This is a genomic window from Pseudomonas lutea, from assembly GCF_000759445.1.
GTDB lineage: Bacteria > Pseudomonadota > Gammaproteobacteria > Pseudomonadales > Pseudomonadaceae > Aquipseudomonas > Aquipseudomonas lutea.
Genome location: NZ_JRMB01000001.1, coordinates 1860199 through 1875137, shown reverse-complemented (window position 1 = coordinate 1875137; position 14939 = coordinate 1860199). Strand labels below are relative to the sequence as shown.

Annotated in this window: 10 protein-coding genes; 2 read left to right on the top strand and 8 right to left on the bottom strand. The window is 57.5% G+C overall.

The window, feature by feature from the left end:
• Window positions 1–3: 3 nt before the first annotated feature.
• Entirely contained in the window at window positions 4–615 is a 612-nt protein-coding gene (gene ccoO, locus LT42_RS08030; RefSeq protein WP_162835393.1) for a cytochrome-c oxidase, cbb3-type subunit II, read from the bottom strand.
• Window positions 615–2057 (bottom strand): cytochrome-c oxidase, cbb3-type subunit I, encoded by a 1443-nt coding sequence (gene ccoN, locus LT42_RS08025; RefSeq protein WP_037011397.1) that lies wholly within the window; start codon window positions 2055–2057, stop codon window positions 615–617. The genes ccoO and ccoN overlap by 1 nt, the downstream gene beginning before the upstream one ends.
• Window positions 2058–2941: 884 nt before the next feature.
• Between ccoN and LT42_RS08020 the strand changes: the two genes are divergently transcribed.
• Window positions 2942–3631 (top strand): alpha/beta family hydrolase, encoded by a 690-nt coding sequence (locus tag LT42_RS08020; RefSeq protein WP_037011396.1) that lies wholly within the window; start codon window positions 2942–2944, stop codon window positions 3629–3631.
• A gap of 116 nt (window positions 3632–3747) precedes the next feature.
• Here the strand turns inward: LT42_RS08020 and LT42_RS08015 are convergent, their stop codons facing one another.
• Together LT42_RS08015 and LT42_RS08010 are read right to left on the bottom strand one after the other, a co-directional pair.
• On the bottom strand, window positions 3748–5643 hold the full coding sequence (locus LT42_RS08015; RefSeq protein ID WP_037013114.1) for a hypothetical protein: 1896 nt from the start codon (window positions 5641–5643) through the stop codon (window positions 3748–3750).
• Between the two features lie 71 nt (window positions 5644–5714).
• A complete protein-coding gene (locus tag LT42_RS08010; RefSeq protein WP_208855892.1) occupies window positions 5715–7580 on the bottom strand; it encodes a hypothetical protein in 1866 nt (621 codons plus the stop codon).
• A 308-nt stretch (window positions 7581–7888) separates the two neighbouring features.
• Between LT42_RS08010 and LT42_RS08005 the strand changes: the two genes are divergently transcribed.
• Window positions 7889–10168, top strand: a complete 2280-nt coding sequence (locus LT42_RS08005) for an autotransporter outer membrane beta-barrel domain-containing protein (protein WP_276209500.1) — start codon at window positions 7889–7891, stop codon at window positions 10166–10168.
• Between the two features lie 111 nt (window positions 10169–10279).
• Here the strand turns inward: LT42_RS08005 and LT42_RS08000 are convergent, their stop codons facing one another.
• The 4 genes from LT42_RS08000 to LT42_RS07985 all read right to left on the bottom strand — a co-directional run bounded on the left by LT42_RS08000 (window position 10280) and on the right by LT42_RS07985 (window position 14770).
• Window positions 10280–10939: a hypothetical protein gene (locus LT42_RS08000; protein WP_037011395.1), complete on the bottom strand. Its 660-nt coding sequence runs from the start codon at window positions 10937–10939 to the stop codon at window positions 10280–10282.
• 423 nt (window positions 10940–11362) lie between these two features.
• Complete coding sequence (locus LT42_RS26070) at window positions 11363–12034, bottom strand: hypothetical protein (protein ID WP_208855891.1); 672 nt, start codon at window positions 12032–12034, stop codon at window positions 11363–11365.
• A gap of 278 nt (window positions 12035–12312) precedes the next feature.
• Window positions 12313–13878, bottom strand: a complete 1566-nt coding sequence (locus LT42_RS07990; RefSeq protein WP_037011394.1) for a methyl-accepting chemotaxis protein — start codon at window positions 13876–13878, stop codon at window positions 12313–12315.
• A gap of 100 nt (window positions 13879–13978) precedes the next feature.
• Window positions 13979–14770 carry a CPBP family intramembrane glutamic endopeptidase gene (locus tag LT42_RS07985; RefSeq protein WP_037011393.1) on the bottom strand — a complete coding sequence of 264 codons (792 nt, stop codon included), beginning with the start codon at window positions 14768–14770 and terminating at the stop codon, window positions 13979–13981.
• Window positions 14771–14939 lie beyond the last annotated feature (169 nt).

The following is a 14939-nucleotide window of genomic DNA, read 5'->3' as shown; positions in this document are numbered from 1 at the left end:
CGATCACCGTTTGCTCTTGATGAGGGTGCCCAGGCCCTGCAGGTAGGCCACCAGCGCATCCATTTCGGTCTTGCCTTTCACCGCTTGCGCGGCACCGGCGATGTCGGCATCGGTGTAGGGCACGCCGAGGCTGCGCAGCACTTGCATCTTCTTCGCGGTCTGCTCGCCGTCGAGCGGCGTTTCGGCGAGGAAGGGGTAAGCCGGCATGATCGACTCCGGCACCAGGTCGCGCGGGTTGTACAAGTGCGCGCGGTGCCAGTCATCCGAATAACGACCGCCCACCCGCGCAAGGTCCGGCCCGGTACGTTTGGAACCCCACAGAAACGGGTGATCCCAGACACTTTCACCCGCCACCGAGTAATGCCCGTAACGTTCGGTTTCGGCGCGCAATGGCCGGATCATCTGGGAATGGCAGCCCACGCAACCATTGGCCATATAAACGTCGCGGCCTTCGAGCTCCAGCGCAGGCCGTGGCGTCATGCCCTCGACCGGCTGAGTGGTGACGTCCTGAAAAAACAACGGGACGATTTGCGTCAGCCCGCCAATGGCAACGGCAAGGACCATGAAGATCGACAGCAGGCCGATGTTCTTCTCGAGTGCTTCGTGTTTGATCATCAGTGCGCCCCCACGACAGCGATCTGTGCGGCCACTTGCGCCTCATCCCTATCCGCTGCGCGAATCGTGCGGAACACGTTGTAGGCCATGAACAGCATCCCACTGGCGAAAATCGCCCCGCCCAGCGCGCGCACGATGTAACCGGGATGACTGGCCTGCAGCGCCTCGACGAATGAATAGGTCAGCGTGCCGTCGTCATTGATTGCACGCCACATCAAGCCCTGAGTGATGCCGTTGACCCACATCGAGGTGATGTAGAGCACGGTGCCGAGGGTGGCCAGCCAGAAGTGGGTATTGATCAGCGCCACGCTGTGCATCTGCGCACGGCCGTAAAGCCGGGGGATCATGTGGTAAACCGCGCCGATGGAGATCATTGCCACCCAGCCCAGCGCGCCGGCGTGAACATGGCCGATGGTCCAGTCGGTGTAGTGGGAAAGGGAGTTGACGGTTTTGATGGCCATCATCGGCCCCTCGAACGTCGACATGCCGTAGAACGCCAGCGACAGCACGAGAAAGCGCAGGATCGGGTCGGTGCGCAATTTATGCCACGCGCCGGATAAGGTCATCATGCCGTTGATCATGCCGCCCCAGCTGGGCACCAGAAGGACGATCGACATCACCATGCCCAGCGACTGCGCCCAGTCCGGCAGCGCCGTGTAGTGCAAGTGATGCGGCCCGGCCCAGATGTACAGGGTGATCAAGGCCCAGAAGTGCACGATCGACAGGCGATAGGAGTAAATCGGGCGTTCGGCCTGCTTTGGCACGAAGTAATACATCATCCCGAGAAACCCGGTGGTGAGAAAAAATCCCACGGCGTTGTGCCCGTACCACCACTGGATCATGGCGTCCGTGGCACCGGCGTACGCCGAATACGACTTGAACAGGCTCACCGGCAGCGCGATGTGATTGACGATGTGCAGCATCGCCGTGACCACGATGAAGGCGCCATAAAACCAGTTGGCGACATAAATGTGTTTGGTCTTGCGGTTGACGATGGTGCCGAAAAACACGATGCCGTAGGTGATCCAGACGATCGCCAGCAGGATCGCGATCGGCCATTCGAGTTCGGCGTATTCCTTGGTGGTGGTGTAGCCCATCGGCAAGGTGACGATGGCGCCGATGATCACCGCTTGCCAGCCCCAGAAGTGAAACGCGGCCATACCGTCGGAAATCAGCCGCGTCTGGCAGGTTCGCTGGACCACGTAGTAGGAGGTGCCGAACAGCGCGCAGCCGCCGAACGCGAAAATCACCAAATTGGTGTGCAGAGGGCGCAGCCGGCCGAAGGTGGTCCACGGCAGACCGAAGTTCAGATCAGGCCACACCAGTTGCGAGGCGATGAACACCCCCAGGCCCATGCCGATGATGCCCCAGACCACCGTCATGATGGCGAACTGGCGGACGACTTTGTAGTTATAAGCAGTCGGGTTCGGTGCAGTGCTCATTTCAGGTCCCACGGTGTGTATTAAAGAGTGGTAACGCCCGCACCCTCAACGGCGCCTGGACCTGCTGCGCAATGGCGAAGGCGAGGGCGAGGCAATGCTGGGCGCAGCACACGCAGACACACAGGCGCTTTAGCGCAGGGCGTATCTGGCTGAGTGGTCTGAAAGAGAGAAGACAGGTCGAGCAGGATCGCGCGCGTGAGTAGGAAGGATTGGATACAACCCTGCGGGTGAAAACAGTGCTGTGCTGTTTGTCTGCAAGAGGGCTGCGGTGCCGTGCACAATCTTATTGCCTGGCCTGTGGCTAGCTGTCGCCGGTCCACTGTGCGGGCACAGCTTAGACGCGATTGATCGCGGAGGGAAGGCTTGAAAACGACCGCTGCGACACTTGGCCGCGCTGGGAGTGAAGTTGCCGCGTCCCGCACGGGACGCGGCGATCAACCATTTCCGGAGATAGCTGAAACGGTTCTCCGCCTGCCGTTCCTGAGCATCTTGAGAGCGTTTCGACTGCAAAGTTGTATACAAAAAGCCGCTGACATTGTCACTTTTATCTGCCCAAAAATATTTGGCCCGAGCTGGCAGAAGATCGGCGATCGTCACGGGTAATCGTCCGGCGCGGACAAAAAGCATGTTCCGTCGATGAAACCGCCCGGTTGTGTGCAGGTTGGGGCGCTCAGGGTTCGGTGCTTCTTGCCGAAGTGCCAGGACAGACTAACGGCCGGGAGCTGAACCCTTGCTGTCGCAGAGTACATGGCACGCCGGCATGGACAGTATGAGCAGCGTTGTTGCCCGCCATTGCCCCGACCTCCTGAACCATGGCCCATAATGTCCGCCGTAGCGCCCGGCGCGGTGTCCGGGCATTGAGCGATTCAAGAGAAAAGGTCCCCATGAGCAAGGCACACTCAGTCAGCAACAACGCCCAGGCATGCGCTCAATTGGCAGAGCAACACGGCTGGTTGTGGAACGCGCCCACCGGGACGGCGACGAACCCGGCGGCCACGTTGATCCTGGCCCACGGCGCGGGCGCGCCGATGGACAGTGACTTCATGAATGACGTGGCCGGGCGTCTTGCCGCGTTGGGCGTCGGCGTGCTGCGCTTTGAATTCCCGCACATGGCGCAGCGCCGGATCGACGGACGCAAACGGCCGCCCAACCCACAAGCCAGGCTGCTGGACAGCTGGCGTGAGGTATACGCCGCTGTGCGTTCGGGTGTTGACGGGCGTTTGGCAATCGGTGGCAAATCCATGGGCGGACGCATGGCCAGCCTGATCGCCGATGACGTGCAGGCCGACGCCTTGTTCTGCCTCGGCTACCCGTTTTACGCGGCCGGTAAACCGGAGAAGCCGCGCGTCGCGCACCTGGCGGAGCTGCAAACGCCCACGCTGATCGTGCAGGGCGAGCGAGATGCGCTGGGCAACCGCGAGATGGTCGAAGGGTACTCTCTGTCGAAACAGATCGACGTGCATTGGGTGCCGACCGCCAACCACGACCTCAAACCGCTGAAATCGTCGGGTGTCACGGCTGAGGCGTGCATGCAGGAGATGGCGGAACTGATCGCGGGCCGCCTGGCGAGCTGATGCGTCAGGGATGGCGCGTAGGGTGGTGCGTTGTAATCGGAAGACGCCGTCTCGCGACGACGTCTTTGAGCCGTGTGGTCAGGCGCTCAAGCCTGACCGCCTGACAACAGAGTGGATTAGCGAATCGCGACGCCCAGGCTGTTGTTGATGTGAAGCAACTTGAAGTCCTGGCCGGTATTGAGGTTCTTGACGTAATACCACTTCGCCCCAAATACGTTCTTCGCCACCGTGGAAGACCAATAGTTGGCGTTGCCCATCGGCCAGCGGTTGCCGTAAGCGTTGTAGATTTCGATCAGCTCGTGGATGCTCGGGATCCGCGCACCGATGCGGGACGCTGCGTTGGACACTTGAGTGAGATTGCCCGAGCCCACGCCGTGGCATTCGATGACGCCGGTGACGGAGACGTCATAGCTCTGCTTCTCGCCCGCAGCATCGATGACCGTGATCGTCGCCACGCCGTTGCCGCGTACCGACGTGAGACCGGAGGCATCGACGACCGCCACCTTGAGGTCGCTGCTGGAATACGTATAAGGAGGACGACCGCCACTGGCCGGGCGGAGCACCGTGGTACCGCTCGGGAACGCCGCCGGCAGCAGGCCCGGATAACCCGGGACAAGGTAAACCTTGCCGGCCAGCGTGACCGGCGAGGTGTCGAACACCATGCCTTCGATGATCGACAACTCAAGCGGCTCAGACGCCATGTCGGTTCCGTTGCGAGTGACGATGTACGTCAACGTGGCAGTGCCGCCCGTATCTGCCTCAATGACAGCTTTCGGTACGCCGAACACCAGTTCGGACAGATCGCCAACAGGCGTGACATTGGTTTCAAACGTCTGCTCGCCCACCCAGCGCACGCGCACGAGGTCTTGTTGCTCCATGGCGCGATAGCTAACGCGCACCACCGCATCGGGACCTGCGATCAGAGAGGGACGCAGAACGCCGTCCGGCCCCACGGAGTCCACGGTGGGCGCCGGCAACACCAGTGCCGCGCTCATGATCTTCAGGTCAAGCCGGGCCGATTCCTGCACGGTCCCGCTGGCGCGCGTCACGCTGTAGGTGACCACGACGTTCTGGCCGTCGTTGGCCACTACCACGCTGTTGGAGAACACGAGGGCGAACGCCTTGCCGGCGTCGGTGGCAGAAATGAGTTTTTCCTGGCTTTCGTTGCTCTTGGGGCCTTTCCACCGTGCAGTCACGATTTCGCCTTCGCGCAGATTAGCCGATGCACCGATCACCAGCGTAGCGCCGTTCGAGGCATTGGCCGGGTCCAGGATATGGCCGTTGGCTTCGAGGATCACCGGGTCGGGCAAAGGTGTCAGCACCGACAGTTGCAGGTCGATCATCACCGGCTCGGACACCATAGACACATTGCCCGCGCGGTCCGTCACGGTGTAGGTCACGGCTGAGCTTTGCCCGTCGGCCTGCTCCAGAAATGCACGGGTGAAGTCCACCATGACCCGGTTCAGGCCCATGTCGTCTGCATCGACAACCGTCATCGGCCCTTCGGCCGCGCCCCAGTAGGTATGGATTTCGTCACCCGCGGCCATGCCGGTGTAGCCGGCGATCTTGCCGGGGAGCGAGTTGCCCAGGTCTTCCAGCTCGGAGGAGGTCAGGGTGTTTTGAATGGCGTCCGGGAAGATGATGGGGCCGAGTTGCGGGGCGCCGGGGGCGGTTTGGTCGATTTGGATTGTGATAGCGTCGGACCGGTCATACCGCATATTGATCGGGTTCATGATTTCGTAAGCCAGGCGATGGTTGCCTTCGACCAGATAAGCTTGAGGGATTTCAAGAGTGAGCAGGTCGCCTGGAACTTCGCTATCTAACGTCATCAGGGAACCAATACGCTCATCGTCCCACAGCAGCTGACAAGTGTATCCGGGGCGAGCGCCATTCCATACTTCAAACTGAACCGGGACTGGGCCAGCGAGCTGGCTCGTTGTCAGCAGCCCGTCTGGAAGTGCGCCGGGTACAGCGGGCGCGACTAGATTTGTTAGTGTTTCACTGGAAATCATGTTGGCCATTTTGTTAATCCTTTATTATGGCGATACAAAGAGCGCGGGCCAACGTGGCCCGCGGTTCAAAGTTAGAGTGAGCAGGTTATCTCAGCCGGATCCAACATATTTACGATGACCCGGGTGGTTTTCGAGTTGGCGGGACTTTGATTGCTGCCTTCACTCGGCTCAACTTTGAAAGTTGCTTCGGCGAAGCCAGTACAAATGGTTCGTACGTTTCGATGAGGTACCGTAAAGACATAGCCATTGGCAATGTCGTCATCATCGATTCGTCGTGATGCCGTGAAACTCGCAGCGTCGATGGGATTGTTAAAATCGTCGAAGCCTTTGAACGTGAGCGTTACCAATTGATCACGTGAGATATTCACATAAGGCGGGATGGTTACGTCAGCGCCATCAGGGTTTTCGTTAGGCCCCAGGACGCCAGTCGTGGTCAGATTAAACGTGGGTCCCTCGAGCCCATCTGGACCTCCGGGTAGTTCTTCTTTAGATCTGACGACTACAAGTTGCACTGGACTGGATGTGGCGTTTGGATTGCCGAAGCGAGAGATTTTAAAACTGACAGGGATCTCGGCGCCCGTGCCTTGAGCTTTGATGATTTCATTGGAAATTGGAATATTCAGTTCGCGGGCTGCGGTGACGTCGCTGGCTTTGATCTGGTACCACTGGGCTTCAACTTGATCACCCCAGTGAAGATCGATATCGTCTCCATTTTGGAGGTCCATATTCCATTTGATGAGGCCGCGTGCACTGAGCTCGTAGTCGTCTTCGTCAATAAAGTTATCTTCAATATTGGGTCCGGATACGCTTGTCCCTTTTACTACAATGGCGCTAATCGGCGCCACAACCGGTCGTGTCAGAAATACCTCGATCATACTGGCCAGCGAACTGCCCACAATCTGATCCGCTCGCCAGACTTCGTAGCTCACTTGAACCATCCCTTCCGGGAAGGTCTCAATGGTCTTGAACGGAACCCTTAGCGATAAAACAATATCGTTTGATTCATCGCCAGGCGAGATTTCTACCGACGTCATTCGGGTCTCTCCCCAATACAGCCTGATGCTATCAAAGGCACTGGCGTCCGGATAATGAGGGATATCAACGCGTATACCTGTTTGAGCCTCGTTGAAATCGATCAGACTGCCAACACCTTCATCAATAATAGGGGCGGGGAAGTCGGTGGGCGCGTCTCTAAGTTTGAGCACGACGGTGGCAGGGTTCGAGAGCATTGATGGATTTCCCGCTCTATCAAATACTTGGTACTTAACAACGTGAGGCTCTTCGCCTATTGAGTCCAGAAACTCGCGAGAAAACTCCAGTTTTACCTCATCCAGTCCCACGTCGCTTTCATTCACCACTGCCTCTGGGCCAGGGATGTCACCCCAATAGGTTTTAATCAGGTCGTGCTTTGCCATACCCGTGTACCCGGCCACGTGGGCGGGCAGCACACCGCCCAACGCGGCCAATTCCGCAGAGGTCAATCCACCTTCGATCTCTTTCGGGAATTGGATCGACGCCAATTCAGGTGCACCCGGCGGGGTTTTATCAATGATCAGCGTAAAGGCCGGTGATGTTTTGGACACTTGGTTTGCCGGATTGGTCACCTCGTACGCGACGGTATGCTCCCCCTCGCGCGACAGGAGCTGGGTTTCAATTTCCAGTGTGATTGGATCGCCAGCAATGGCGTCGTCGCTAATTACCTTCAAGGAGCCTGTGGTTTTTGTATCGTAAACCAATTGATACGTATAACCCGGACGGGCGCCGTCCCACACTACAAAATCGATGACGATGGGTGCGGTTAGCATACTAATGGGTACCAAGCCAAAATCGTCCGAGTCATGAAATGCTCCCTTGATATCGGGAGGCATTAATGAGGGATCCAGTTCGGAACCGAAGGGGTTACGAATAACAGTAGGGGTGTAAATGTCATTGTTCATGAGATTTCCTTTGTCATTTATTATTGAATTCGATCGTTTGGTTTGTGCTGATCTGATGTCAGTTCACGTATAAGACGTAATAGAGCTATTGATCGTGTGTCAATATTTTTTTATATGAATTTCTTCGAGTGTCGGAAGCACGCAAGCGGCCGTCAAGTCGATATTTATTTATTATTTCTGGGTGGTTGCAATGTGAGACAGGTATCACGAAGATTTCAGAAAATTCCTACAGATTTGATGCTGACGAATCGATGTCCAGTTTTATTCCACACGTGGATGCTGCTCAGTCCGATATATGAGGAATATCCATGCAGCCTTCAATGTCAAAACGCTTAAATACCACTTTGGGAGCCTGTGCCCTTAGTTGTATTTACGCTTCTAGCGCCAATGCTTCCTTCGTAAGTGGCACAAATCATTTTCTGGTTTCTGAAGTGCAGAAAAACGAGAGATCTAGAGACGTCGAGCATTCACCGATGCAGGTGGTCGCTGACGAAGAACTGACCATCGATGCCTCGGTGCCGGCTGACTCGTACGATTTATACGATGATGCAGTGTTGAATATTGTGGGTGGTGGCGAGGCAAGCGCTGTTGATGCAGATAGTTCTCGTGTAAATGTTAGAGGTGGTGTGATCACGTCAGGGCTTTTTTTGACGTTTAGCAAAGCCGCTGTCATCGACAGTGAAATCAGCAACGCGGATGGCTTTGGCATATCCATTGGTGCATCAGGGAACAGGATAGGGTACGGCTCTGATGTAAGCCTCATGTCGAGCTCCGTTTCAGGTAAGGACTATGCGATAGGGTTGGGTTTATATGGTGCAGTGCAACTCAATGATACTGATGTCCGGGGATTGTCCGAAGACAGTAGCGGGATACTCGCTGCGAATGGAAGGTTGGATGCGCGTGAAGGGAGTCACATATTCGGTGGTGTCAACGGCGTAGAAATTATCGATGGTTATGATTTTTATCCCTCCAGCCCAGAAGACCGACGCACTCAGATTCTTCTCAATAACTCGAGCATAGAAGGCGGTACCGGCGCTGCGATAAAAGTGCACAGGCCAGACAAATACGCGACCGAGGCAAACATTCTGGTTGAAAATAGGGCAGAGTTGCGCGCCGGCAATGGCAGACTTTTGGATGTTCAGGACGGAAGCATCGTCAATCTTTGGGTCGATGACAGTGAGTTGAGAGGTAATCTCGTTGCAGATGAATCGAGCGCCCTCAACGTGACGTTGCGCAACGGCGCTCAATTGACGGGAGGACTGATAAACGTGAACACCTTCACGCTGTCCTCCGGCGCTCGTTGGAATTATGTGGGAGGTAACGATATCCGGGAAGTGCATCTGGACGACGGTGTGGTCGCATTCTCGGATGGCACTCATCAAGTTCTCTCTGTGGGCAGCCTTTCGGGTTCTGGCGTTTTTGGCATGCGCATCAACCTGGACAATGGCACCGGTGATTTGCTGAGCGTGAACGGCGAGGCGACGGGTCGTTATCGTTTGCGTGTCCAGAACACCGGGCTTGAAGCTGTGCCGGCGGAGTTCGACCCTTTGCGGGTGGTTCATACCGAGAGCGGCGATGCGGAGTTCGGGCTGGTGGGCGGTCGTGCGGACCTCGGGGTGTATTCGTATGGGCTTGAGCGGCAGGGCACGGACTGGTTCATCGTTGGCGAGGGCAAGGAAATCAGCCCGTCCACCCAGAGTGCGCTGGCGTTGTTCAATACTGCACCGACGGTGTGGAACAGTGAGCTGACGACGCTGCGCAGCCGTATGGGTGAGGTTCGGGGTCAGGCGCAGGGCGGTGGCTGGATGCGCACTTATGGCAGCCGTTTCAACGCGTCTCTGGACTCTGGTGTTGACTACAGCCAGAAGCAGCAAGGGCTGTCGTTCGGAGCCGACGCGCCGGTACCGGTCGGCAACGGCCAGCTGTTGCTCGGGCTCATGGGCGGTTACAGCAAGTCGGACCTCGACATCGGCCGAGGGACTTCGGGCGAAGTCGACAGTTATTACGTAGGCGCCTATGGCACCTGGTTGTCGGAAGGCGGCTATTACGTGGACGGTGTGCTGAAACTCAACCAGTTCCATAACGAGTCGAAGGTGGCGATGAGCGATGGCACCAAAGCGAAGGGCGACTACAGCAGCAAGGCAGTCGGCGGATCGCTGGAGGTTGGCAAGCACATCACCCTGAGCGACGCGTATTTCGTGGAGCCGTTTGCGCAGGTGTCCAGCGTCTGGATTGATGGGAGCAGCTACACCCTCGACAACGGCATGCAGGCCAGGACCCGTCAGACCCAGTCGGTTCTTGGCAAAGTCGGCAGCACGGTAGGCCGCAGCTTTGCCATGAAGGACGGTGGCGTGGTCAAACCCTATGCGCGGCTGGCGCTGGCCCAGGAGTTCAGCCGCAGCAATGACGTCAGCGTGAACGGGCAGCGGTTCGACAATGACCTGTTCGGCTCCCGCGCGGAGCTGGGCGCCGGTGTTTCGGTGTCGTTGTCTGAGCACCTCCAGGTGCATGCTGATTTCGATTACATGAAAGGTGAACATGTTGAGCAGCCTTGGGGTGCGAATGTGGGTCTGCGCCTGGCCTTCTGACGCTCGCGTGGGTTGATTGAAAAAGCGGTATGAGCCCGGACTTCAGTGATGAAGCCCGGGCTTTTTTACGCTGGGCGCCACGGATAGAATCCCGGCGCCTGGCGCATCAGCTCACGGCTTGGGTTGGACCCGGCGACGTCGCGGCGGGCGGCCCGAAGGCGATGCCTTGCCCCGACGTTTGCTCTGGCGGGGCAGTTTGACGGTCAGCGTCTCCGAGATGCCGACGAGCTTGGTCCGCCGAACCACTTCATAGCGCACCTCGACTCGCCCGCTTTCGTAGTCCCCCAAGGCCTCGTTGTTCAGGTATTGAACTTGGCGTGGACCATTTCGCCCCTCGACTTTGCCAACCGTGGTGTAGAACGTGTTCTGGCCCCAGCGCAGCTTGAGGTGATCACCAAACCACAGCTTCGAGGAGCGCGGGATATTGATGTAAATGCCCATGCGCAACTGCGCTTCGGTAAGGGCATCCGCGTCGCCGCCGGTGATGTAGGGCGCGCTGAACACAGGCGTGGGGTTCGGATCTTGAGAATCGTGATGCCAGGGAAATCCCGGCACGTTCGCCAGATGCCCGACATAGAAGTGCGGATTCTCTGCCGCGCCCTGGCCGCTCGGCGGCTCGGCAATCAGATGCTCATAAAGCGGCACCGAAGATTTGCCGGCCGGTTTCTTCAGGTTTTTGCTGGCGGTATTTGCAATAGGCCCTTTCTTGTCTTTGTTGGATTCATCGGGTGGTGACTGGAGTGTTGGTTGTATATCCATGTCATCTTCCATTGGAACTCCTTGATCAGATCGCTAGTGCGAGAATTACAGGGCTAAATGCCGTGAGCCTGTTTGTAGGATTGCGCGCTTCACGTGCCTATCATCGATTCCAAAAATAGTACTGTCAAACAAGCGCAGTGCATGGGTTTGCGTGGCTTCTTTGAAAAATATTTGCTGTTGAATCACTCCTTGATATGTGAATGCGGCGTCTTTCGAGGGGTTGAGCGCTTGATTTATATAAATATGTGTTCCGCGTAGTCTATAAAATTTTGATAGTCCATCAGACACTTCCTACGGATATGTAGGTTCTCTGGAACCTACATGCTGAAAATAAATTTAAATATTTTTTCCGTGGTGGATTTGTTGACAGAACCTCCATGCATAAGCGTGGAGGTCGTAACCTTTGGTATTCAGATGAAGGGTGTATACGAGCAGTTACAATTGCACCGACACGAGCATCGGCAGGCTGGTGATGGAGGTATTGCCCGCGCGGTCGGTCACGGCGTATTCGATGGACACCATTCCAGGTGCATGGGGTTGCAGGTGTTCGCGAGTGAAGCCGATCTCGACCGGACGCAATGTCAGCTCGTCCGCTGTCACCGTGTGGTTCGGGCCCGGGCTGCCGTTGAGCAGTGTCTGAACGACATCGCCCTGCTGCATGCCGGCGTAACCGGGCAGCAGACCGGTGAGCTGGTCGCTTAAGGTGGCAGTGGGGAAGATGAGGGGGGCGAGGAGGGTTGCGCCGGGTTGGGTGCGGTCTACACGTAATGTCACTGTAGGGGAGTAATCGGAGACCTCTGTGTTTGGGCTCGTTGTTTTATACCCCAGTTCGTAGGTGCCTTCATGCTCGAAGGCAGTTTCACTTAACAAGACCGTGATGATGTCGCCAGGTTGATCGTTCTCGCTGATCACTCGGATTTCACCTAGAGGTAGCCCATTGAGCATTAGCTGAAAATAATATCCAGGTTCGGCTGCTTCCCACACTCGGACTTCGACAGGCACCGGATTTTCGAGTGCTGAGATTTTAAGCAGCCCATCTTCAGGGTAAGCGCTGGGTACAACAGGGGCAGGCAGGGGGATCGGGTATCGTACAGTATCTTCAGTCATCACAAACTCCATCAAACACACTCTCCGTTTTACATCCACAGAAAGTGCGCTCTATTAATTGATTGGTGAGATCAACGATAACCCACCACGTGGTGGTAACTATTTATCGCCTCTCCACAATCAACTAATAGAGTTCTACAAAACCTGTCAACCGCCAAACCTGTGTTCTCATCCAAAAAACACGCCGCTCCATACTTTTCAGAAATATCCTACTTCTCTCCCAAAACAAAAAGCCCCGGCAGTGTCGCTGCCGGGGCTTTCTTATATCGCCGTGGGTATCAGCGATTGAAGCGCTCCACCAGGGAGTACTGGGTGTTGGCGGTTTGAGTCAGCTCTGCACTCAGCGTGGCAGAGCGGCGGGCTTCGTCGGAGGTCTGGTCGGCCAGGTGGGCGATGGTGCTGATGTTACGGCTGACCTCTTCGGCGACCGAGCTTTGCTCTTCGGTGGCCGCGGCGATTTGCGTGGTCATGTCTGTGATGTTGGCCACCGCGTCGCTGATGCCCACCAGCGCTCTGTCGGCTTCCATGACCTGCTCAACACCTTCTTCGGCCTGACGACGACCTGTGTTCATGGTCTGTACCGCGTTGTTGGCGGTGTGTTGCAGCTTGGCGATGAGGGAGTGGATCTGGCCTGTGGATTCAGTGGTGCGTTGCGCCAGTTGGCGGACTTCGTCGGCAACGACCGCGAAACCTCGGCCCATCTCTCCGGCGCGTGCGGCTTCGATAGCGGCGTTCAAGGCCAGCAGGTTGGTCTGGTCGGCAATGCCTTTGATGACGTCGACGACGCCGCCGATTTCGTCACTGTCCTTGGCCAGTTGGGTCACGGTCAGGCCGGTTTCGCCCACGGACGTAGACAGGCGCTGAATGGCTTCGCGGGTTTCGCTGGCAATCTCGCGACCCCGACGGGTTAGCTCATTGGCCTGCTGCGTGGCGTCGGCGGTGCGCTGCACGTGATTGGCGACTTCCTGAGTCGTCGCGGCCATCTGGTTGACGGCGGTGGCGACCTGTTCGGTTTCGACGCGCTGGCGTTCCAGGCCGCTGGAGCTGGCCTGGGCCAGGGTGTCGGACTGCCGCGCCTGAGCGTTCAGGTGCTCGGCGGTGTCCTGCAGCCGGGTCAGGCAGGTCTTCAGACGGGCCTCTTGGCTGAGGATCGACATTTCGAGGCGCGCCTGAGCGCCACGACTGTCGGTGTACATCTGCGCGATCAACGGGTCGGACGTGGTTTGCTCGGCCAGACGCAGCAGGCGCTTGAGGCCGCGCTGTTGCCAGCTCAGGCCCAGCAGACCCAGTGGCACGGAGAGCGCAGCGGCCAGCAGGAAGCCCCACGGGGAGTTTAGCCAGACGCCGATCAGAAAACTCAGCTGGCTGACCAGAATGAACGGCAGCCAGTCCTGCAACATCGGCAGCCATTTGTCACGGCTTGGCACAGCGCTTTTGCCGCTGTTGAGGCGTTTGTAGAGCGCTTCGGCGCGGCGGATCTGTTCGGCAGTCGGCTTGATGCGCACGGACTCGAAGCCCACCACCTGCTTGTTCTCGAAAACCGGGGTCACGTAGGCGTTGACCCAGTAGTGATCGCCGTTCTTGCAGCGGTTTTTGACAATGCCCATCCACGGCAGGCCCTGCTTGAGCGTGGCCCACATGTGCTCGAACACCGCAGACGGGACGTCGGGATGGCGCACCGTATTGTGCGGGGAGGTGATCAGCTCATCTTTGGAAAAACCGCTGATTTCTATGAAGGCGTCGTTGCAATACGTAATGACGCCGCGCGCATCAGTGGTGGAAATCAACCGTTGCTGCGCCGGGAAAGTCCGTTCGCGTTGAGTGACGGGCTGGTTATTTCGCATGAGCTATTCGATCCAGGAAGGCTTTGACGAGTTATCGGCCCGAGGCAACAAAAATTAAGTTTTTGTGAACTGCGTCATGCTGTGGATGTCGTCGTACGCCTCAGCGGTCAAACATCGGGTAGGTCAGCAGGCTGAAATGCAGCAGGTTCAGGCCAAAATGGGTGAGCACTGCCGCGGGCAAGCCGCCGAGACGATAGCCGACTCCATAGCCCAGGCCTGCCATGCCGGCCAGAAGTGCCCATTCCCACCCGGCACCCACGTGGGCCAACCCAAACAGTGCCGACGCCAGGAGGATCGCGACAGCGTCATGGTAAGGCAGCCGCCGTAAGCATCTTTGCAGGCCGCCCTGAATGTAGCCCCGAAACAGCAGCTCCTCCGTTAGAGAAACCAGCAGGAGATTGTTGACGGACCAGATGCCTGCCTGCTCCGGCCACTTCGGTGACCAACCGACGATCCCCATCACAACAGCGGCGTTTAAACAGAGGGCGGCAGTGACTGGCAGGGTGATTGCCGTCACGACTGCCCAGCGCCGTGGATTGAACACGATAAACACCCAGGGGCAGGCCAGCGCGATCCACACGCCGATGAGGGGTTTGTCGAGATGCAAGTACATCGAATACGGCGAGGCTTCAGGGCTGAGACGCTCGCCGGCGATCACCCTGGCGCTGAAAAACCCCGGCAGCCAGTGGCTAGCAAGCCCCGCTGAGAGGGCAATGAACAGCAAGTGCCCAAAGGTGCGTACGGCAGGGTGCGAAAACTGGCTGACGCACGTCCAGGCCATGACCAGCAAGGCCAGGGTGACGATCACCGAAACGCTGAGTTGGCCGTACAGCAGGGCAACGCTATAGCCAACAGATAACAGGAAGAGTGCAGTCCAGCGTTGCGCCGACATGGCGTCATCCTTGGATGTCGGAAAAGGCTGGCGATTCTAGCGTTTAGTAAACGCGGGTGTATGTCGGAACTTGAGGGTGTCGGTCCGAATATCGCGTCGATGGTGGATGATGCGGTGTAAGGCGTTTCCGACGATTGCTGGAGATCGTGCAGGCATCTTCCCGGCTAAA

Excerpts from the sequence above, each read along its gene's own strand:
- ccoO (WP_162835393.1), bottom strand. The coding sequence starts at position 615 with ATGATCAAACACGAAGCACTCGAGAAGAACATCGGCCTGCTGTCGATC.
- ccoN (WP_037011397.1), bottom strand. The coding sequence starts at position 2,057 with ATGAGCACTGCACCGAACCCGACTGCTTATAACTACAAAGTCGTCCGC.
- LT42_RS08020 (WP_037011396.1), top strand. The coding sequence starts at position 2,942 with ATGAGCAAGGCACACTCAGTCAGCAACAACGCCCAGGCATGCGCTCAA.
- LT42_RS08015 (WP_037013114.1), bottom strand. The coding sequence starts at position 5,643 with ATGATTTCCAGTGAAACACTAACAAATCTAGTCGCGCCCGCTGTACCC.
- LT42_RS08010 (WP_208855892.1), bottom strand. The coding sequence starts at position 7,580 with ATGAACAATGACATTTACACCCCTACTGTTATTCGTAACCCCTTCGGT.
- LT42_RS08005 (WP_276209500.1), top strand. The coding sequence starts at position 7,889 with ATGCAGCCTTCAATGTCAAAACGCTTAAATACCACTTTGGGAGCCTGT.
- LT42_RS08000 (WP_037011395.1), bottom strand. The coding sequence starts at position 10,939 with ATGGAAGATGACATGGATATACAACCAACACTCCAGTCACCACCCGAT.
- LT42_RS26070 (WP_208855891.1), bottom strand. The coding sequence starts at position 12,034 with ATGACTGAAGATACTGTACGATACCCGATCCCCCTGCCTGCCCCTGTT.
- LT42_RS07990 (WP_037011394.1), bottom strand. The coding sequence starts at position 13,878 with ATGCGAAATAACCAGCCCGTCACTCAACGCGAACGGACTTTCCCGGCG.
- LT42_RS07985 (WP_037011393.1), bottom strand. The coding sequence starts at position 14,770 with ATGTCGGCGCAACGCTGGACTGCACTCTTCCTGTTATCTGTTGGCTAT.